At 71.9% G+C, this 20,413-nt stretch carries 15 protein-coding genes; 6 read left to right on the top strand and 9 right to left on the bottom strand.

Features of this window, described 5'->3' with window-relative positions; translation table 11 throughout:
* Positions 1-110 precede the first annotated feature (110 nt).
* Positions 111-1,622 carry a dGTP triphosphohydrolase gene (gene dgt, locus AB0K35_RS18080; protein ID WP_238672000.1) on the top strand — a complete coding sequence of 504 codons (1,512 nt, stop codon included), beginning with the start codon at positions 111-113 and terminating at the stop codon, positions 1,620-1,622.
* A 97-nt stretch (positions 1,623-1,719) separates the two neighbouring features.
* Here the strand turns inward: dgt and AB0K35_RS18085 are convergent, their stop codons facing one another.
* From AB0K35_RS18085 to AB0K35_RS18115, 7 genes are all read right to left on the bottom strand, one after another.
* The gene (locus AB0K35_RS18085) at positions 1,720-2,868 is read right to left on the bottom strand and encodes an MBL fold metallo-hydrolase (RefSeq protein ID WP_363886377.1); all 1,149 of its coding nucleotides are present in this window, start codon (positions 2,866-2,868) and stop codon (positions 1,720-1,722) included.
* 245 nt (positions 2,869-3,113) lie between these two features.
* Positions 3,114-4,118 (bottom strand): serine hydrolase, encoded by a 1,005-nt coding sequence (locus tag AB0K35_RS18090; protein ID WP_238672002.1) that lies wholly within the window; start codon positions 4,116-4,118, stop codon positions 3,114-3,116.
* Positions 4,119-4,230: 112 nt separating this feature from the next.
* Positions 4,231-5,160: an SDR family NAD(P)-dependent oxidoreductase gene (locus tag AB0K35_RS18095; RefSeq protein WP_363886380.1), complete on the bottom strand. Its 930-nt coding sequence runs from the start codon at positions 5,158-5,160 to the stop codon at positions 4,231-4,233.
* Between the two features lie 55 nt (positions 5,161-5,215).
* Positions 5,216-6,400, bottom strand: coding sequence for a zinc-dependent alcohol dehydrogenase (locus AB0K35_RS18100; protein WP_357283656.1), 1,185 nt, complete (start codon positions 6,398-6,400; stop codon positions 5,216-5,218).
* 270 nt (positions 6,401-6,670) lie between these two features.
* A complete protein-coding gene (locus tag AB0K35_RS18105; protein ID WP_238672004.1) occupies positions 6,671-7,435 on the bottom strand; it encodes a succinate dehydrogenase/fumarate reductase iron-sulfur subunit in 765 nt (254 codons plus the stop codon).
* The gene (locus AB0K35_RS18110; protein WP_238672005.1) at positions 7,432-9,369 is read right to left on the bottom strand and encodes a fumarate reductase/succinate dehydrogenase flavoprotein subunit; all 1,938 of its coding nucleotides are present in this window, start codon (positions 9,367-9,369) and stop codon (positions 7,432-7,434) included. The genes AB0K35_RS18105 and AB0K35_RS18110 overlap by 4 nt, the downstream gene beginning before the upstream one ends.
* 1 nt (position 9,370) lies before the next feature.
* Complete coding sequence (locus AB0K35_RS18115) at positions 9,371-10,054, bottom strand: succinate dehydrogenase cytochrome b subunit (protein WP_308193583.1); 684 nt, start codon at positions 10,052-10,054, stop codon at positions 9,371-9,373.
* Between the two features lie 83 nt (positions 10,055-10,137).
* Between AB0K35_RS18115 and AB0K35_RS18120 the strand changes: the two genes are divergently transcribed.
* Positions 10,138-11,070 (top strand): LysR family transcriptional regulator, encoded by a 933-nt coding sequence (locus tag AB0K35_RS18120; RefSeq protein ID WP_238672006.1) that lies wholly within the window; start codon positions 10,138-10,140, stop codon positions 11,068-11,070.
* Between the two features lie 17 nt (positions 11,071-11,087).
* Here the strand turns inward: AB0K35_RS18120 and hrpA are convergent, their stop codons facing one another.
* A complete protein-coding gene (gene hrpA, locus AB0K35_RS18125; protein WP_238672007.1) occupies positions 11,088-15,152 on the bottom strand; it encodes an ATP-dependent RNA helicase HrpA in 4,065 nt (1,354 codons plus the stop codon).
* A 143-nt stretch (positions 15,153-15,295) separates the two neighbouring features.
* Between hrpA and AB0K35_RS18130 the strand changes: the two genes are divergently transcribed.
* Complete coding sequence (locus tag AB0K35_RS18130; protein ID WP_238672008.1) at positions 15,296-15,688, top strand: cytidine deaminase; 393 nt, start codon at positions 15,296-15,298, stop codon at positions 15,686-15,688.
* A gap of 4 nt (positions 15,689-15,692) precedes the next feature.
* Here the strand turns inward: AB0K35_RS18130 and AB0K35_RS18135 are convergent, their stop codons facing one another.
* Positions 15,693-16,052, bottom strand: coding sequence for a YciI family protein (locus AB0K35_RS18135; protein ID WP_357283676.1), 360 nt, complete (start codon positions 16,050-16,052; stop codon positions 15,693-15,695).
* Positions 16,053-16,170: 118 nt separating this feature from the next.
* Here AB0K35_RS18135 and AB0K35_RS18140 point away from each other — a divergent pair, with 118 nt between their 5' ends.
* From AB0K35_RS18140 to AB0K35_RS18150, 3 genes are read left to right on the top strand one after another with little or no spacing between them, the layout of a single operon-like run.
* Positions 16,171-18,129 carry a multicopper oxidase domain-containing protein gene (locus tag AB0K35_RS18140; RefSeq protein WP_363886386.1) on the top strand — a complete coding sequence of 653 codons (1,959 nt, stop codon included), beginning with the start codon at positions 16,171-16,173 and terminating at the stop codon, positions 18,127-18,129.
* A gap of 60 nt (positions 18,130-18,189) precedes the next feature.
* On the top strand, positions 18,190-19,236 hold the full coding sequence (locus AB0K35_RS18145) for an iron ABC transporter permease (protein ID WP_238672011.1): 1,047 nt from the start codon (positions 18,190-18,192) through the stop codon (positions 19,234-19,236).
* Positions 19,233-20,405, top strand: a complete 1,173-nt coding sequence (locus AB0K35_RS18150) for an iron ABC transporter permease (protein WP_238672012.1) — start codon at positions 19,233-19,235, stop codon at positions 20,403-20,405. The genes AB0K35_RS18145 and AB0K35_RS18150 overlap by 4 nt, the downstream gene beginning before the upstream one ends.
* The last annotated feature ends 8 nt before the right edge of the window (positions 20,406-20,413 follow it).

Raw genomic sequence — 20,413 nt, forward strand, 5'->3', positions numbered from 1 at the left:
GCGGCCCCCAGCGCTGTCGCCGCGCCCGGCCGGGGCGGAGGGCCGAACCGCCGCGTCCGGCCGGGGGTGACCGGCGGCGGTCCCGTCGGGCCTGCGCTAGCGTGGCGATCATGGAATCTGCTGCGGAGCCGCGCGCCCGGCGGCTCTTCGGCGGCAGCGCCCGGGCCCTCGGCGACCTCACGGCCAACCCGTTCCGTGCCGACCGGGACCGGATCGTCGGCTCGCCGTTCTTCGCCCGCCTCGGTGGTGTCACCCAGGTGATCAGCCCGGTCGGCTCCGGGCTGCTGGTGCACAACCGGCTCACCCACAGCCTCAAGGTCGCCCAGGTGGCCCGCGCGGTCGCCGAGCGGTTGACCGCCGATGAGCGGTGGCGTGACCTGCTGGACAAGCTCGGCGGTTGCGACCCCGACGTGGTGGAGGCGGCGGCGCTCGCCCACGACCTCGGGCACCCACCGTTCGGGCACCTGGGGGAGCGGGTGCTGGACCGGCTGGCCCGCCAGCGCCTGGGTCTCTCCGACGGTTTCGAGGGCAACGCGCAGTCGTACCGGATCGTCACCAGTACCGAGATCCGCGGCGCGGCCACCACCGGGCTGGACCTGACCGCTGCGGTCCGCGCGGCAATGCTGAAGTACCCGTGGACTCGCCTGGACCACCCCGACCCGCACCCCCGCACCATGGATCCGCCGCCGCGCGGCGCCACCCCGCCGCCGGACGACCCGGAGAGCGGCTCCTCGAAGTTCGGCGCGTACCGCACCGAGCTGGACGACCTGCGGCAGGCCCGCGCGCCGTTCGCCGGTCGCATCCCGGACTGGCAGCAGACAGTGGAGGCGTCCGTGATGGACACCGCCGACGACATCGCGTACGCCATCCACGACGTGGAGGACTTCTACCGGGTCGGGGTGCTCCAGCAGGGTTCGGTCTCCGCCGAGTTGATGGCCTGGCAGCGCGAGAGCGGGCAGTTGCGGGCGATCACCGACGCGGCGCTGGTCACCGCGGCGCGGCGACCCGGGGCGGCGATCGAGCGGCTACGCCGGCAACTGCACCGCAAGGACGCCTGGATCGCGGACGACGACGCGTTCGCCGCCGCCGTCGAACACGTCCGCGAGGAGTTGGTGGACGGGCTGCTCGCGATGCCGTTCGACGGCTCGATCGAGGCCGAGCAGTACGTGGCCCGGTTCTCCGCCCGCTGGTCCACCCGCTTCGTCGAGGCGATCACTGTCACCGAACAGCCGTCGGTGCGCTCCGGGCACGTGCTGCTGGGCTGCGCCCAGTGGCACGAGGTGCAGGTGCTCAAGTTCGTCCACCACCGGTTCGTGCTGGCCCGCCCGGACCTCGCCCTGCACCAGCGCGGCCAGGCCCGGCTGCTGGGCACCCTGGTCGAGGCGCTCTGGGAGTGGCTGCTCGACCCGGAGGAGGAGTCCCGGCTGCCCCGGCGGCTGCACGACCTGGTCGAGTTGGCCGAGGCGGAGCTGCACCCGCGTACGCCGGACCGGATCGGGCGTGCCCGGGGGCGAGCCATCGTGGACTTCGTCGCGCAGCTCACCGACGGTCAGGCGGTGGCCATGCTGGACGCGCTCTCCGGCCGGTCCGGCGCGCTCTGGACCGACGCGTTCGTGCTCTGACCCGACGTCAGGCCGCGACGGCCCGACGTCGGGCGACGGCCTGCTCGGCCTGACTCAGGCGACGGCCTGCTCAGGCACACGGCTTGCTCGGCCTGACTCAGGCCACGGCCTGCCACCAGCCGTCGACGGCGGGCGGCTCGTCGACCACCACCCGCTCGCCCGGCCGGGGCACGGCGAGCCGCACGTCGCGGGCCTTCGCCTCGGCCCACAGCCGGTCGACCGGCTCGGACCAGTCGTGCAGGGCCAGGTTGAACGTCGCCCAGTGCACCGGCACGAACAGCCCGCCGCGCAGGTCGAGGTGGGCGTCGACCGCCTCCTCGGGGAACATGTGGATCGTCGGCCAGGCCCGGTCGTACGCGCCGATCTGCATCAGCGTCACGTCGAACGGCCCGTGCTCGGCGCCGATCTCGGCGTACCCGTCGAAGTAGCCGGAGTCGCCGGTGTAGAAGACCTTGCGGCGGGCCCCGGCCACCACCCACGAGCTCCAGAGCGTGCCGTCACGGCGCAGCCCGCGTCCGGAGAAGTGCTGGGCGGCGGTGGCGGTGATCTCCAGGCCGGCGACCCGGTGCGACTCGGACCAGTCCAGCTCGATGATCCGTTCGGCGGGGACGCCCCAGCGGTCCAGGTGCGCGCCCACGCCGAGCGGCACCAGGAACGGCGCTGACTGCCCGGCGAGCAGCGCTCGCACGGTTGCCATGTCGAGGTGGTCGTAGTGGTCGTGCGAGATCAGGATGGCGTCCAGCGGGGGCAGCTCGTCGATGCCGACCGGTGGCTCGTGCAGCCGGCGCGGGCCGACCAGGCCCGACGGGGAGCACCGCTCGCTCCACACCGGGTCGAGCAGCACCCGGCGGCCCTCGATCTCGATCAGGGTCGAGGCGTGGCCGTACCAGACGATGTTGAGCTCGTCGGCGGTGTCGGCGGCCGTCGGCGCGCCGACGCTGGGGCGCAGCAGTGGCACGGCTACCGTCGGACGCCGCTTCTGCTTGCCGAAGATCAGCTCGCGGACCAGGTTGCGCCCCGGCTCGGCGATCATCGTTCGGGTGCCGGCCCGGTTGTGGAAGGTGCCCTCGCGGAACTGCGGCGAGCGGGCCGCCCGCTCGGCCCGCGCACCGCTGAGCCGGCCACCCAGCGCCGCCGGCACATCCCGGGCGACCCAGGCCAGGCCGGCCAGCGCTGCCAGGCCGGCGGCGCCCCGCATCCGCCGCCCGAGCGACCGTTCGACGTCCGTGTTCTGCGCTCGTGCCATTGCCGTCCCTCCGACGTGTCCGCCCTACACGGTAGTCACCCGGACCGACCCGTGCCTCGGTGGTCGCCACGCCGGGTCGGTCGCCGGCAAGCGGCGACCGACCCGGGACGAGCTCAGAGCGTGCCCTAGGGCGTGTGTCGGAAGTGCTGGCCGGCCTGCGCCGAGCCCAGCCGTCGCCCGGCGGCGTTGTCGCCGGGCGACGCCTGGACTCCGGCTCGGCTCGACCGACACTTCCGAAACACGCCCTAGCCGCCGTTGCTGGGGCGTCGGGCGGTGATCCGGAACGTCCTGCCGACGCCCGCGATCCGGTCCACGGCGGCCAGGAACTTCGGGCCCATGGCGGCCCGGGCCTGCACGGCCGGGTGGGTCGCGCCGAAGTCCTCCGGGTTGGCCTGCCCGTCGGCGAAGAGGGCATAGGTGAGCACCGCCGCGCCGGAGCGGTCGAAGATCACGCCGGCCTCGTGCCGGGCGTCGGCGAACCAGCCGGCCTTGGTGGCGATCCGGGCCCGCTCGTCGGAGGACATGGTGCGCCGGATGCCGTCGGTGAACGCCACCGGGGAGCGCAGGATGCCCAACAGGTACGTCGTCGAGGCGGGGGAGAGCAGCGTGCCGGCGACCAGGGCGCGCAGCAGGTCGTGCGTCTCCCGGGGGGTGCTGGTGCCGAGGAAGAACCGGTTCGGGTTGGCCACCGGCTGGACCTGGGTGTTCGGGAAGCCCTTGGCGACCAGGATGGAGTTGATCTCGGCCGCCGGGGCGACCAGCCCGCACAGCCGCACCGCCGTGTCGTCCGAGACGGTCAGCAGGTTGGCCAGCACATGCCCGATGGTCACCAGACTCGGGTACGCGCCGTCCAGGCTGAAGATGCCGTCACCGCCCGGTACGACGATCGCGGCGCTCACCTCGACCTGCTGGTCCAGGGTGAGCAGCCCTCGGTCGACCTTGTCGAGCACCGCCGTGGCGACGGCGATCTTGTTGACGCTGTACGCCTCGATCCGCCGGTCCGCGTCAGCCTCCACCGCTACCACCGGCGCGCCGGCCGGGTCGGCGACGCTGACGTACGCCTGCCAGTTGCCGCCGGCCTCGGCGCTGTGCTTGGTGAAGATGGAGGAGACCCGACGGGCGGCCCGTGCGGGGGTGGTCGGCGACGCCTCGGTGGTCTCGGCGGCACTCGCCGGGGCGGCGGCGCCCAGCACCGTGCCGGCGGTGGCCACAGTGCCCAACCCGAGCGCGGTTCTGCGGTTCAGTCGCATTGTCAATCGTCTCCCCGATCGTGGTGTGCCATAGCGCTTGCTGGCCCACCACCCTAGGCGAGTTGATCGATGCACGATGCCCCCGAATATGTCCCGAACAGTCCCGAACAGGTCAACCGAACCGTCGGCGCAGCGCGTTGCCCACCGCACCCACCGGCCCGGACACGAGTTGCCGCAGGTCGGGCAGGTGGCCGCCGCGGACCGCCTCGCCGGCCGGGTTCGGAGCGAAGACCGAGCCGTCATGCGCGGCGACCGACCGTCCACTCAGGCCGGCGGCCCGCATCAACGGCCCGACGAGGACGTCGTAGACCCCCGGCAGGACGGTGAAGCCGGCCCGCAGCACCACATTGAGTCGGCCCACCGACACCTCCCGGCGGGGTCGGTCCACACAGTCCACTATGGCCCTTGCCACCCGCTGCGGGCCGGCGACCGGTGGCGGAGGTCGCCCGATCCGGCCCAGATAGTTGGCCGCCTGCTGGTACACGGGTGTGTCCACGCTGCCCGGGTTGACCAGACACAGCCGGATCTTCGGGCTGTCGCGCAACTCCTGCTGCACGGTTCGGGCGAGCCCCTGCAACCCCCACTTGCTCGCCACGTACGCGCTCATGTACGGGGCGGTGATGTGCCCGAGCACCGAACCGGTGAGGATCAGCGTGCCCGCCCCGGTGGCCCGAAAGTGCCGCAGCGCCACCCGCACCGAACCGGCGGCGCCGAGCAGATCGGTCCGTACCACCTGGTCGAAGACCTGTTCCGGCAGCTCGTCGAAGCGACCGTAGGCCATCACCGCCGCCGTGTGCACCCACACGTCGACGCGGCCGAAGCGGTCGATCGCGGCGTGTGCGAGCGCGTCCAGCGCGCCCGGCTCGGTCACGTCGGTCGGCACTGTCAGCACGTCGACGTCGGCGCACTCCGCGCGTACCTCGGCCAGGGTCGTGGTGGCGCGAGCGGCGAGGACCAGGCGGTCGCCGCGCTCGGCGAAGGCCCGGGCCGTCGCCCGGCCGATCCCGCTGCTCGCGCCAACGATCACGACCGCCCGGCTCACGGCACCGGCTGCCTTCGTGAGTGCGGGGCCCGCAACCCCGGCCCGCTCCTCGCACTCATGGTTCGAGCACTACCTTGATGCAGCCGTCCTCCTTCTTCTGGAACATCTCGTACGCCTGCGGCGCCCGGGCCAGCGGCAACCGGTGGGTACGCAGGTCCTCCACGCCCAGCGGGTCGTCGTCGCCGGAGAGCAGCGGCATGATCTCGTCGGTCCACCGGCGTACGTGACACTGCCCCATCCGCAGCTGGATGCCGCGGTCGAACATCTCCATCAGCGGCATCGGGTCCGCCTCGCCGCCGTACACCCCGGAGACCGACACGGTGCCCCCGCGGCGAACCCCCTTGACCGCGGCGTGCAGGACTGAGAGCCGGTCCATGGCGGCCCGGTCGGTCACCGTCTGGGCCAGCTTGTCCGGCAGCAGCCCGACAGCGGCGTGGGCGAACTTGCCGACCGGCGAACCGTGCGCCTCCATCCCGACCGCGTCGATCACGGCGTCCGGGCCGCGACCGTCGACCAGATCGATCAACGCGCCCGGCACGTCGGACAGTTGGCTGACGTCGAGCACCTCGATGCCGTGCCGGCGGGCCAGCTCCAACCGCTCGGGCACCAGGTCCAGCCCGATCACCCGGCCCGCGCCGAGGTGGCGGCCGATCCGCGCGCAGAACTGCCCGACCGGGCCCAGGCCGAAGACGGCCAGGGTGCCGCCCTGTGGGGTGTCCGCGTACTTCACCGCCTGCCAGGCGGTGGGCAGAATGTCGGACAGGTAGAGGTAGCGCTCGTCCGCGCCGGTCTGCGGGATCTTGATCGGCCCGAAGTGGGCCTGCGGGACGCGCAGGTACTCGGCCTGCCCGCCCGGCACCGAACCGTAGAGCGAGGTGTAGCCGAACAGGGACGCGCCCTTGCCCTCGCTGGTGACCTGGGTGGTCTCGCACTGCGCGTAGAGCTGGCGTGAACACATCCAGCAACTGCCGCAGGCGATGTTGAACGGCACCACCACCCGATCGCCCGGCTTGAGCCCGGTCACCTCCGACCCGACCTCCTCGACGATGCCCATCGGCTCGTGGCCCAGGATGTCGCCGGGCTTCAGGAACGGCCCGAGCACCTCGTACAGGTGCAGGTCGGAACCGCAGATCGCGGTGGAGGTGATCTTCACGATCGCATCGGTCGGTTCCTCGATCCGAGGGTCCGGGACCTCCTCGACCCGTACGTCTCGCTTGCCCTGCCAGGTGAGCGCCTTCATGTCCCTCATCCCTTCTCACTGCCGTCTCGGAAGACTGCTACCCGGGCGCGGGCACTTGAACCGGCCGCGTGGCCCTGGCCTGCCTTCGGCCGTGGGGGAGCGGTGTGGGGCCCTCTCAGGCGGAATCGAGTTGATCCACTCGCGTTCCTTGAAGTCGCGGTATCCGAGGCCCGGCGACAGGCCGACTTCCTGAAAAGAAGGCCCAAACGCCAGACCGCCGTACCCCCCGGAGAGCGCGGGGTACGGCGGTCTGGCGTGGTGCGGTGGACCTCAGGAACCGGGGGTGTTGTTGGCTCCCTTGGCGGTGGCCGCGAGGTAGTCGCGGTTGAGCCGGCCGATGGTGTTCAGCGGGATGCCCTTCGGGCAGGCCGGGGTGCATTCGCCGGCGTTGGTGCAGCCGCCGAAGCCGGCCTCGTCGTGCGCGTCGACCATGCCGATCACCCGGGTGTAGCGCTCGGGCTGGCCCTGCGGCAGCAGCGAGAGCTGGGTGAGCTTGGCGGCGGTGAAGAGCATGCCGGAGCCGTTCGGGCAGGCTGCCACGCAGGCGCCGCAGCCGATGCAGGCCGCCGACTCGAAGGCGGCGTCGGCGTTGGCCTTGGCCACCGGGGTGGAGTGGGCTTCGGGGGCGCTGCCGGTCGGCGCGGTGACGTAGCCGCCAGCGGCGATGATCCGGTCGAAGGCGCTCCGGTTGACGACCAGGTCCTTGACCACCGGGAAGGCGCTGGCCCGCCACGGCTCGATGTCGATGGTCTCGCCGTCGGTGAACTGCCGCATGTGCAGTTGGCAGGCGGTGGTGCCGCGCTGCGGCCCGTGCGCGTCGCCGTTGATCATCAGGCCGCACATGCCGCAGATGCCCTCGCGGCAGTCGTGGTCGAACGCCACCGGGTCCTCGCCCGCGAGGATCAGCCGCTCGTTGAGCACGTCGAGCATCTCCAGGAACGACATGTCCGGGGACACGTCGTCGACCGGGTAGGTCACCATCCGACCCTTGTCCTCAGGGCCCTTCTGGCGCCAGATGCGCAGGGTCAGGTTCACTTGTAGCTCCGCTGCGTGGGGTGGACGTATTCGAACTTCAGGTCTTCCTTGTGCAGCACCGAGGGCTCGCCGTCGGCGGTGAACTCCCAGGCCGCCACGTACGCGAACCGGTCGTCGTCGCGCTGCGCCTCACCGTCGGGGGTCTGGTGCTCGGCCCGGAAGTGGCCGCCGCAGGACTCCTCGCGGTGCAGGGCGTCGATGCACATCAACTCGGCCAGCTCGAAGAAGTCGGCCACCCGGCCGGCCTTCTCCAGCGACTGGTTGAGTTCCTCGCCGGTGCCGGACACCTTCACCCGCTGCCAGAACTGCTCGCGCAGGGCACGGATCTCGTCGATCGCCTTGCGCAGCCCGGCCTCGCTGCGCTCCATGCCGCAGTGTTCCCACATGATCTGGCCCAGTTCCCTGTGGAACGAGTCCACGGTCCGGTCGCCGTTGACAGCGAGCAGCCGCTGGACGCGGTCCTCGACGTCGGTGCGCGCCTCGACGGCCGCCGGGTGGCTGGCGTCGACCTTCTCGAGCGGACCGGAGGCCAGGTAGTTGGCGATGGTGGTGGGCAGCACGAAGTAGCCGTCGGCGAGGCCCTGCATCAGCGCCGAGGCGCCGAGCCGGTTCGCGCCGTGGTCGGAGAAGTTCGCCTCGCCGATCACGAACAGGCCGGGGATGTTCGACTGGAGGTCGTAGTCGACCCACAGGCCGCCCATCGTGTAGTGCACGGCGGGGTAGATGCGCATCGGCACCTCGTACGGGTCCTCGCCGGTGATCCGCTCGTACATCTCGAAGAGGTTGCCGTACTTGGCCTCGATGGCCTTGCGGCCCAGCCGGCCGATCGCGTCGGCGAAGTCGAGGTAGACGCCGAGCTTGGTCGGCCCGACGCCCCGACCCTCGTCGCACACGTTCTTCGCGGCGCGGGAGGCGATGTCGCGGGGGACCAGGTTGCCGAAGGAGGGGTAGATCCGCTCCAGGTAGTAGTCCCGCTCGTCCTCCGGAATGTCCTTCGGGCTGCGGTCGTCACCCTTGGTCTTCGGCACCCAGACCCGGCCGTCGTTGCGCAGCGACTCGCTCATCAGGGTCAGCTTCGACTGGTGGTCGCCGGAGACCGGGATGCAGGTCGGGTGGATCTGCGTGTAGCACGGGTTGGCGAAGTACGCGCCCTTGCGGTGCGCGCGCCAGGTGGCGGTGACGTTGCAGCCCTTGGCGTTGGTGGAGAGGTAGAAGACGTTGCCGTAGCCGCCGGAGGCGAGCACCACGGCGTCGGCCATCTCGGTGCTGATCTCGCCGGTGACCAAGTCCCGGACCACGATGCCCCGGGCCTTGCCGTCCACCAGGACCAGCTCCAGCATCTCGTGCCGGGCGTTCATCTCCACGTTGCCCAGGCCGATCTGCCGCTCCAGGGCCTGGTACGCGCCGAGCAGCAGTTGCTGGCCCGTCTGGCCCCGGGCGTAGAAGGTGCGCTGCACCTGGGCGCCACCGAAGGAGCGGGTGTCCAGCAGGCCGCCGTACTCGCGGGCGAACGGCACCCCCTGGGCGACGCACTGGTCGATGATGTTGACCGACACTTCGGCGAGCCGGTGCACGTTCGACTCCCGGGAGCGGAAGTCGCCGCCCTTGACGGTGTCGTAGAAGAGCCGGTGCACGGAGTCACCGTCGTTGCGGTAGTTCTTCGCCGCGTTGATGCCGCCCTGCGCCGCGATGGAGTGCGCCCGGCGTGGGCTGTCCTGGTAGCAGTAGGACTTGACGTGGTAGCCCTGCTCGGCCAGGGTCGCGGCGGCGGAGCCGCCGGCCAGACCGGTGCCGACCACGATCACCGTCATCTTGCGGCGGTTGGCGGGGTTTACCAGCTTGGCCTCGAAGCGCCGGGTCTCCCAACGCTTCTCGACCGGGCCGGCGGGAGCCTTGGTGTCGGCGAGCGGGTCGCCCTCGGTGAAGAGTTCCATGTCAGGACACCAATCCGGTGAGTACGGCGAACGGGACCACCAGGTACCCGGCGCAGAGCAGCACGGCGAAGATCAGAGCCGCGGTTCGCGCCCTGCGCTCGCCGCGTGGCGTCTGCTGGCCGAGGCTGCGGAACGCGCTGAACGCGCCGTGGCGCAGGTGGAAGCCCACCGCGAGGATGGCCAGCGTGTAGAAGAGCGTGACGTACCAGCGCTCCGGGGCGAAGTCGGCGACGACGTTGCCGTACGGCTTGCTCTCGTTGCCGACCGGGTTCAGCGTCCCCGTGGTCAGGTCCAGCAGGTGGTAGATCACGAAGAGCAGGATGATCACGCCACCCCAGCGCATCGTGCGGGCCGCGTAGCTGCCGTTGACCTTTTTGCGGTGGGCGTACTTGACCGGCCGGGCGGCTCGGGCCCGCCGGGCCAGCACTGTGGCGGCCACGATGTGGGCGACGACAGCCACCACCAGCACGGTGCGCAGGATCCAGAGGAACCAGACGCCGGGCAGCAGTGGCTTGCCGATGTCGCGCAGCCAGTGCGCGTAGTGGTCGAACGAGGTTTCCCCCGTGAACACCTTGAGGTTGCCGAGCATGTGGGCGATGAGGAACAGCGCCAGCAGGATGCCCGTCACCGCCATGACGGCCTTGAGGCCGACGTTCGAGCGGATGGGCGACCGAGTCTTCGTGATTACCACAGGACCGACGCTAGGAGCACTTCGATCAGTCGTCCAATGCATCAAACTCGCAGTGTTGATAGCCGTAAGCTATTTAGATGCAGCTCCATCAGCTCCGGTACTTCGTCGCGGTGGCCGAAGTACGACATTTCACCCAAGCCGCCGACCTGGTGGGCATCACTCAGCCTTCTCTCAGTAAGCAAATTCACGCTCTGGAGGCCGACCTCGGAGCCCCACTGTTCGAGCGGCTAAGGGGCAACATCGCGCTCACCGCGGCGGGTGAGGTGCTGCTGCCGTTGGCCACCCGGATCCTCGCCGACGTGGAGACAGCGACCCGGGAGGTCCAGGAACTGGTCGGGCTGCGCCGGGGCCGCGTCCGCCTCGGGGCCACCCCCAGTCTGGCCACCTCACTCGCCCCGCCGGTGCTGCGCCGCTTCCGCGACGCGCACCCCACCATCGACCTGCGCGTCGAGGAGGGCGGCTCCCAGGACCTGGTCCGCGACCTGCTCCGCGGCGACCTCGACCTGGCCCTGATCATCATGCCGGCACAGGGGGCCGACCCGGGGCTGCGGGTCGACCCGATCCTGCGGGAGAGCCTGGTGGTGGCCTCGGTGGGGGAGGTGGCGACCGCGTCGACGACAGGGGAGCTGCGCATCACCGACCTGCGGGACCAGCCGATGGTGATGTTCCGGGAGGGGTACGACCTGCGCGACGCGACCATCCAGGCGTGTCGGGAGGCGGGCTTCGAACCCACCTTCGCCGTGGACGGCGGCGAGATGGACGCGGTGCTCAGCTTCGTCGAGGCGGGGCTCGGCATCGCTCTCGTGCCCGGCATCGTGCTGGCCCGCCGGCCGGGCGTGCGGATCACCCCGCTCGCCCCGCCCGGGGTGCGGCGGACCATAGCGGTGGCCCGTCGGCGCGACGTCGTACCCACCCACGCCGGTCGGGAGCTTCGGCGCATCCTGCTCGACTACATCCAGTCGGCGATCGACCTCAGCGAACTGCCCCCAGGCGTCGAGCCACTGACCTGACCCCCGACCGGGCTCGGTCAGCGGCCCTCGGCGTCGTCCATCGCCCGGTAGATCCGCTGCTCGGAGACGGGGTACGGGGTGCCCAGCGCCTGGGCGAAGACGTTCACCCGCAGCTCCTCGATCATCCAGCGGATCTGCCGGACGGCCGACTCCTGGCGGCGGGCCGGCGACAGGTTGGCGAGCAGGTCGGCGTACTCCTTCTGCACCACGGCGATCCGGTCCTGCTGCTGGCGGTCCCGCTGCGGGTTGCCGCCCAGCCGTTCCAGTCGACGCTCGATGGCGGTGAGGTAGCGCAGCAGGTCGGGCAGGCGCGCATACCCGGTCTCGGTGATGAAACCGGCGTGCACCAACCCGGCGAGCTGGTTGCGGATGTCGGCCAGCGCCGCCACCACGGCGAGGTTGCGGGTCGCACCGAGCCGCTGCTCGACGGCGTACGCGGCGGCGAGGACCTTGCGGACCCGCTCCATCACCTCGACGACGGTGTCGACCAGGTCGGCGCGGACCTTCTCGCGCAGAGCCGCGAAGCCGTCGCCGTCCCACGCCGGCCCGCCCGCCAGACCGATCAGCCGGTCGATGGCGGCGCCCGCCGCGTCCTCGATCAACTCCTGCACGCCGCCGTGCGGGTTGCGACTCAACGCCAGCTTCGCCTCGTTGTCCAGCCGCCCCTGCAGGAACCGCGCCGGGGACGGCACTGTGAGCCGCAGCAGCCGGCGGGTGCCGGCCCAGTGCGCCGCCTCCGCCTCGGCGGGGGAGTCGAACACCTTCACCCCGACCGTGGCGCCCTCGTCGACCAGCGCCGGGTACGCGGTGACCGCGTAACCGGCGCGGACCTGCTCGATGGTCCGGGGCAGCGTGCCGATGCTCCACTCGCGCAACCCGGTGCGGGCGATCTCCGGTGCGGCGGCCGCCACCACCTGGCGTACCTCCTGGCGGAGTTGGCGTTGCAGGGCCGGCAGGTCCTTGCCCTCGGCGACCGGCTTCTCGTCGTCGCCGAGGATCCGGAAGGTCACCCGCAGGTGCGCCGGTAGCCTGCCCGGCTCCCAGGCGTCGCGGGGCACCGTCACACCGGTCATCCGGCGCAGCTGACGGGTGAGCGCGTCCAGCAGCGACTCCTCGCCGGGGGTGATCGCCGCCAGGGCGGCCCGGGCGTAGTCCGGCACCGGGACGAAGTTGCGGCGGATCGCCTTGGGCAGCGAGCGGATCAGCGCGATCACCGTCTCCTCGCGCAACCCCGGCACCTGCCAGTCGAAGGTCTCCGCCGGCACCTGGTTGAGCAGCGGCAGCGGGATGTCCACTGTGACGCCGTCGTCGGGCGTGCCCGGCTCGAACCGGTAGGTCAGCGGCAGGCTCACCCCGTCGGCCTGCCACTCGTCCGGGTAGTCGTCCTCGTCCACCCCCGGTCGGCCGTCGTTGATCAGCAGGTCGCGGGTGAAGGTGAGCAGGTCGGGTTGCTCGCGCCGGGTCTTCTTCCACCAGCTGTCGAAGTGCCGGCCGGAGGACACGTCGGCCGGGATCCGCTGGTCGTAGAAGCCGAAGATGGTCTCGTCGTCGACCAGGATGTCGCGGCGTCGGGCCCGGCTCTCCAGCTCCTCAATCTCGGTGAGCAGTCGTTTGTTGTCCGCCCAGAACTGGTGGTGGGTCTGCCAGTCACCCTCGACGAGGGCGTGCCTGATGAACAGCTCCCGGCTCAGGGTCGGGTCGATCCGCCCGAAGGTGACCTTGCGGGAGGCGACCAGCGGGACGCCGTACAGGGTGACCTTCTCGTAGGCCATCACCGCGGCCTGCTTCTTCTCCCAGTGCGGTTCGCTGTAGCTGCGCTTGACCAGGTGCTGCGCCAGCGGCTCGACCCACTCCGGCTCGACCCGGCCGGCGATGCGCCCCCACAGCCGGGACGTCTCCACCAACTCGGCGGCCATCACCCAGCGCGGCGGCTTCTTGAACAGCGCCGAGCCGGGGAAGACCGCGAATTTCGCGCCCCGCGCCCCCAGGTACTCGTGTTTCTGGGCGTCCTTGAGGCCGATGTGCGACAACAGGCCGGGCAGCAGCGACTGGTGCACCTTCGGGGTGTCGATCTCCTCCGGCAGGTCCGCGCCACCCCGGCGACCCCGGCCGGCGTCCGCGTCGTCCGAGCTGTCGCGCGCCGGCCGCCCACCACGCCGATCGCCGTCAGTCGGGGTACGCAACACCTGGCGCAGCTGGCTGACGATGTCCTGCCACTCGCGGATCCGCAGGTAGTTCAGGTACTCCGCCTTGCACATCCGGCGGAACGCGCTGGAGGACAGCTCCCGCTGCTGCTCGCGCAGGTAGCGCCACAGGTTGAGGTACGCGACGAAGTCGGACTCCTTGTCGGCGAACCGGGCGTGCGCCTGGTCGGCCTGGGCCTGCTTCTCCGCCGGTCGCTCCCGCGGGTCCTGGATGGAGAGCGCGGCGGCGATCACCAGCACCTCGGTGGCGCAGCCATTGCGTTCGCCCTCGACCACCATCCGGGCCAGGCGCGGGTCGACAGGCAACTGGGCCAGCCGCCGGCCGAGCGCTGTGAGCCGCTTCGCCGGGTCGGCCTCGGTCGGGTCCAACGCGCCCAGCTCGTGCAGCAGGTTGACGCCGTCGGTGATGTTGCGCTTGTCCGGTGGGTCGATGAACGGGAACGCCGCGAGGTCGCCGAGCCCGATCGCTGTCATCTGGAGGATGACCGACGCCAGGTTGGTGCGCAGGATCTCCGGGTCGGTGAACTCGGGGCGGGATCCGAAGTCCTGCTCGTCGTAGAGGCGGATGCAGATGCCGTCCGAGGTACGGCCGCACCGACCCTTGCGCTGGTTGGCCGACGCCTGGGAGATCGGCTCGATGGGCAGCCGCTGCACCTTGAGTCGGCTGGAGTACCGGGAGATGCGAGCGGTGCCTGGGTCCACCACGTACTTGATGCCGGGCACTGTCAGCGAGGTCTCCGCGACGTTGGTGGCGAGCACCACCCGGCGCGAGGAGTGCGCGGCGAAGACCCGGTGCTGCTCGGCGGAGGAGAGCCGCGCGTACAGCGGCAGGATCTCGGTGCCGAGTAGCGTCCGCTTCTTCTGCACCAGCTTGCCCAGCGCGTCGGCGGTGTCCCGGATCTCCCGCTCACCGCTGAGGAAGACCAGGATGTCGCCAGGGCCCTCGGCCGCCAGCTCCTCGACGGCGTCGCCGATCGCCTGGATCTGGTCGCGGACGGTCTCCTCGTCGCCGTCGCCGTCCTCCTCGCCCTCGGCGAGCTCGACGAGGGGCCGGTAGCGCACCTCCACCGGGTAGGTGCGCCCCGAGACCTCGACCACCGGCGCTGGCACGCCGTCGGGCTCGTCGGCGGTGGGCGGCCCGGCGAAGTGCCTGGCGAACCGGTCGGTCTCGATGGTCGCCGAGGTGATGATCACCTTGAGGTCGGGTCGTCGGGGCAACAGCTCCCGCAGGTACCCGAGGATGAAGTCGATGTTGAGGCTGCGCTCGTGCGCCTCGTCGATGATCAGCGTGTCGTACTGGCGCAGCATCCGGTCGGTCTGCAACTCGGCCAGCAGGATGCCGTCGGTCATCAGCTTCACCAGGCTGCGCTCGCTCACCTGGTCGGTGAAGCGCACCTTGTAGCCGACCACGTCGCCCAACTCGGTGCCCAGTTCGTCGGCGATCCGGTCGGCAACCGTCCGGGCGGCCAACCGCCGGGGCTGGGTGTGCCCGATCAGGCCGTGCACCCCGCGCCCCAGCTCCAGACAGATCTTGGGGATCTGGGTGGTCTTGCCGGAGCCGGTCTCGCCCGCCACGATCACCACCTGGTGATCGCGGATGGCAGCGGCGATGTCGTCCTTGCGCTCACTGACCGGCAGACCCACCGGGTACGTGATCACGGGCACCGCCGCCTGCCGGGCGGCGAGCCGCTGCTCGGCCCGGACCAGGTCGGCGGTGATCTCGGTCAGCGCCGCCTCCCGACGCTGCGGGTCGCGCAGCCTGCGGGCACCGTCCAGTCGCCGCTGGAGCCGGCGCTGGTCGCGGAACATCAGAGGTGTGAGGCGGCTGTGCAGCTCGCGAACGGGGTCGGACGCGACTGGGGCGGTTGGATTCTGCATGTCGTGCCCAAGGATAGGCAGCCCGGCGGCGCACCGCCCCTGGGTTACCGAGCGGCCGGCTCTCCGACGGCCACCTCCGGTCCCTCGACGGCCACGACCGGGCCCTAGAGTTGGCGGCCGACGTCGAGCGCTGGGGGAGCCGGATGGAGATGCGCGACACCGACCGCGCGTTGGTGCAGGCCGCCACGGCGGTCTCCAAGCTGCGCTGCCGCAGCCAGCACCACACTGTCGCGTCGGCGGCCCGGACCGCGGACGGGCGGGTCTTCACCGGCGTGAACGTCCAGCACGCCACCGGGGGTGCCTGCGCCGAACTTGTCGTGATCGGCACGGCCGCCACGCAGGGCGTCACCGCGCTGGAGACGATCGTCACTGTCGCCGACCGTGGCCGCGAGGTCGTCGCGCCCTGTGACCGGTGCCGGCAGGTGCTGCGGGACCACTTCCCGCAACTGCGGGTGATCGTCGGCCCGATGGACGCCCTGCGGGTGGTCCCACTCGGTGAGTTGTCGGCGGAGGCTGGCAGCGGCTCGGCCGGCTGACCGGTCAGTCCCCGGAGGCCGCCTCCAGCATCGACTGCGGCACCGGCACGCTCTCGAACCGCAGGGTGCCCTCCGGGAGCAGCCACGACGTGACCCGCGCGACAAGGTGACCGGCCCGCACGGCGGGGTCGTTGGCGAACAGCCCGCGCGCCTCGTCCGGGGCGATGGACAGCACCACGAAACCACGCAGCTGCTCGTCGTCGGGGTGCAGGAACGGTCCGGCGGCGAGCACCAGCCCCTGCTGCACGAGGCCCGCCTGGTGGGCCAGGTGCGCGTCCCGCAACCGGTCGATCGCGTCCTGCGGCAGCTCCGGCGGGTCCGACGGCCGGCTCAGCAGGACGACCGTGTGCTGGTCGAATCGCATGTCCCCACCCTATGAGGGGAATGTCCCTCTTCTGGGTGTCATCTGCCATCTGTCCGTCCTGTGGTCGTCCGCGAATCTCATTCTCATATCGAGGTTCGAAGCGATTGGGAGGTGCGGCATGGTCACCAGACGTGGGCTGCTCGCGGCCGGCGCCACCGGCGGCGCGGCGGCGCTGATCCCGGCGGGCTGGGCGGCCTCGGGCCGAGCGCTCGCCGCGGCCGCGCTGCTGGACGCCCGGGACATCCCGAAGTACGTCACGCCGCTGCGGATCCCCCCGGCCATGCCGACGGTGGCGACCGATCCCGAGCGCGACACGTACGAGATCGCTGTGCGACAGTTCCGCCAGCAGATCCTGCCGCCGTCGTGGCCGCGCACCACAGTGTGGGGTTACGGCTCCACGGCGCATCCGGGCAGCTTCGGCTACCCGGCGCCCACCATCATGGCGCGGGTGGGCCGCCCGGTGCGGGTGACCTGGGTCAACCAGCTCGTCGACGAGCGGGGCGACTACCTGCCGCACCTGCTGCCGGTGGACCCCACAGTGCACTGGGCCAACCCGGCCGGTGGCATCGAGCACCGGGACCACCACGGGCAGTGGGACGGCAGTCCGCAGGGCTATCGCGGCCCGGTGCCCCAGGTGGTGCACCTGCACGGTGCGCACAGCACGCAGGAGAGCGACGGACACTCCGAGGCGTGGTACCTGCCGGCCGCCCGTGACCTGCCGCCCGACTTCGCCGTTTCCGGCAGCGCGTACCGGGAGTTCCGGTCCCGCTTCGCCGAGCGGTCCGGCCTGCGCTGGGCGCCGGGCTCGGCCACCTTCGAGTACGCGAACGACCAGCGGCCGTGCACCCTCTGGTACCACGACCACGTGCTCGGGCTCACCCGGGAGAACGTCTACGCCGGGTCGGCAGGGTTCTACCTGCTCGGTGGTGGGGACGAACCGCCGGAGGGGGTGCTGCCCGGCCCGGCGCCGACCCGCGTCGATGCGCCGAACATCTCGTACCGCGACATTCCGCTGATGATCCAGGATCGCAGCTTCACCGCCGACGGTGAACTGCGCTATCCAAAGAGGTACTCCGGCGGCGGCGACGGGCCACCGACCTCGGTGCCCGGGTTCTCCGGCTCCACGATCGTGGTCAACGGCCGCACCTGGCCCTCGCTGACGGTCCAGCGTCGGCGCTACCGGTTCCGGCTGCTCAACGCCTGCAACAGCCGCTTCCTGCTGCTCAGCGTGGCCGCGAACGCCACCGCACGGCCGGCCCGGCCGGTGCTGCCGGTCTGGCAGATCGGCAGCGACGGCGGTCTCCTGCCCGAACCGGTGCCGCACGAACGCGTGGCACTCGGCCCGGCCCAGCGGGTCGACGCGATCGTCGACTTCACCGACGTTCCGGTCGGCACCGAGCTGTACCTGGTCAACGAAGGGCCGGACGGGATGTACGCAGGCGGTCGGCCCGGGGTGGACTTCGACCCCGCCGACCCGCACACCACCGGGCAGGTGCTGCGCTTCGTGGTCACCGAGGCGGCCGGCGCGGATTCGAGCGTGCCACCGGAGCAGCTACGGCTGCCGTCACACCCGCGCCTCGGCCCGGCCCAGCGGGTACGCCGGTTGTCGCTCAACGAGCGGATGTCCGGCGGGTCGATGATCATGCTGCTGGGTGTCCTCGACGAGCGCGGCCGGGGTCTGCCGTTGCGCTGGAGCGACCCGGTGACCGAGCAGCCCGTCCTCGGCGACACCGAGGTGTGGGAGGTGCGCAACTTCACCCGGCACGTGCACCCGGTCCACCTGCACCAGGTCCAGTTCGAGCTGCTCGGCCGGGGGCGTTCGGGCCGGTCGCTGCCGGGCTCGGGGGAGCGGGGGTGGATGGACACGGTGCTCGCGTACCCGTGGGAGGTGACCCGGATCAAGGCGCACTTCGACCTGCCGGGTCGCTACGCCTGGCACTGCCACCTGCTGGAGCACGAGGACAACGAGATGATGCGGCCGCTGAACGTCCTGCCACGCGGTGCCGCGGCGGCCGGGGACGGTGGCTCGCGGGGCGCACCAACGGAGCCCGGGACGGTATCGACAGACGCCAGTTAGGCCCCTTTCTGCAGCTCGGCTAAGGTTAGGCGAACCTAAGCATGGACGTGCAGGAGATTCGTGACCACCCTCGCCACCCGGCCGACCCCGGCCCGCAACCGGCCCGGCACCCGCACCGGTCGGCGAGTCGCTGTCACCGTCGGGGCCGCACTGGTGCTGCTGCTCACAGTGCTGGCCAGCTTCGCGCTCGGCAGCCGACAACTCGGCGTCGACCAGGTCTGGCACGCGCTCGTCGCGCCGGACGGCGGCGACGCCAGCACCATCGTCCGTGAGTTGCGGATGCCCCGGACCGCGCTCGGCCTCGCCGTCGGGCTCGCGCTCGCCGTGGCCGGGGTGCTGTTCCAGGCGCTCACCCGCAACCCCCTCGCCGAGCCGCGCATCCTCGGCATCAGCGCGGGCGCGTCGTTCGGTGTGGTGCTCGCGATCTCCGTGTTCGGCGTCGGCACGCTCGCCGGCTATGTCTGGTTCGGCATCGCCGGGGCCCTGATCGCCGGGCTGCTGGTCTTCGCCATCGCCACCCGCGCCCGCGAGGGCGCCAGCCCGGTGACCCTCGCGCTGGTCGGCGCGGCGCTCGACGCCAGCCTGGCCTCCGGGGTGTACGCGCTCCTCAGCATCGACGCCCGCACCTTCGAGGAGTACCGCTTCTGGGTGGTCGGCGGGCTGGCCGGCCGGGACCTGTCTGTCGCCGCGCAGGTGCTGCCGTTCGTCCTCGCCGGCCTGGTGCTGGCCGCCCTGGTGGCCCGGGGCCTGGACGCGCTGGCCCTCGGCGACGACGTGGCCCGTGGTCTCGGCCACCGGATCGGTCTGGTCCGCCTCGGTGGCGGCCTGGCCGCCGTGCTGCTGACCGGCGCCGCGGTGGCCGCCGCCGGCCCTGTCGCATTCGTCGGGCTGGCCGTGCCGCACCTGGCCCGCGCCCTGGTCGGCGCGGACCACCGCTGGACCCTCGCCGTGTCCGCACTGCTCGGGCCGGCGCTGCTGCTCGCCGCCGACATCGTCGGCCGGCTCGTCGCCCCACCCGGCGAGATCCCGGCCGGGATCGTCACCGCGCTGATCGGCGCGCCACTGCTGGCAGTGCTGGTCCGCCGTGCCCGGGTGGTGACCGCGTGACCACCACCCGCCGTTCCTCCGGCCCCGCTGACCCGCCCAGCCCTGCCGGCCCGGCTGGCCCCGCTGACCCGCCCGGCTCGGCTGGGTCCGCTGGCTCGTCGACCGTCGTGCCCGCCGGCCCGCCTGGTGCCGACGGTGCCCGGCTGGCCGGGCGGTCGCTGCTGCGGATCGGCCCGGTCAGCCTGCTGATCCGCCGACGCGCGGTACTGGTGGCCGCCGTGCTGACAGTGCTGCTCCTGCTGGCCGTGGTGCTCAGCCTCTCGCTGGGCACCCCGTACGTCGCCCCGGCCGACGTGCTGCGCGCCCTCTCCGGTGCCGGCACGCCGTACGACCTCGTGGTCTTTGATCTTCGGCTGCCGCGGGTCGTGCTGGCGGCCGTGGCCGGCGCCGCCTTCGGCGTGGCCGGCACGCTGATCCAGAGCGTGGCCCGCAACCCCCTCGCCAGCCCGGACGTCATCGGCATCACCCAGGGCGCCGGCCTGGCCGCGACAGTGGCCCTGACCAGCGGAATGGCCGCGGTGCTGGTGGCGCCCACCGCGCTGGTGGGCGGGCTGCTCGCGGCCGTGCTGCTGTTCGCCCTCGGCGCCCGGCACGGGCTGGCCGCACAGCGGTTCGTGCTCGCCGGGGTGGCCGTCGCGTTCGGCTTCCGGGCGCTCACCGAGGTGGTCATGCTCACCGCCGATCCGATCGACGGACTGCGCGCGCAGATCTGGCTGATCGGCACCCTGGCCGGCAAGGGCTGGACCGAGGCCGCCTGGATCGCCGGCACACTGCTGGTGCTGCTGCCGGTGCTGGCCTGGGCCGGCTGGGCGTTGAACAGCACCGCCCTGGACGACGACACCGCCCGGGGCGTCGGGCTGCGTCCGGTGGCCCGCCGGATCGGCCTCGCCGGCGCCGGCGTACTCGTCGCCGCGATGGTCACCGCCCAGGTCGGCGCCGTCGACTTCGTGGCGCTGGTCGCCCCGCAGGTGGCCCGTCGCCTGGTACGCGCCGAACGACCACCACTGGTCTGCGCGGCGCTGCTCGGCGCCCTCCTGCTGGTGCTGGCCGACCTGGCCGGCAGGCGCCTGTTCGCACCCACCCAACTACCCGCCGGTGTGCTGACCGCCGCGATCGGCGGCCCGTACCTGATCTTCCTGCTGCTGCGCGGCCGGCGGCGGTCGTCGTGACGCCTCAA

Source organism: Micromonospora sp. NPDC053740, from assembly GCF_040677775.1.
GTDB lineage: Bacteria > Actinomycetota > Actinomycetes > Mycobacteriales > Micromonosporaceae > Micromonospora > Micromonospora alfalfae.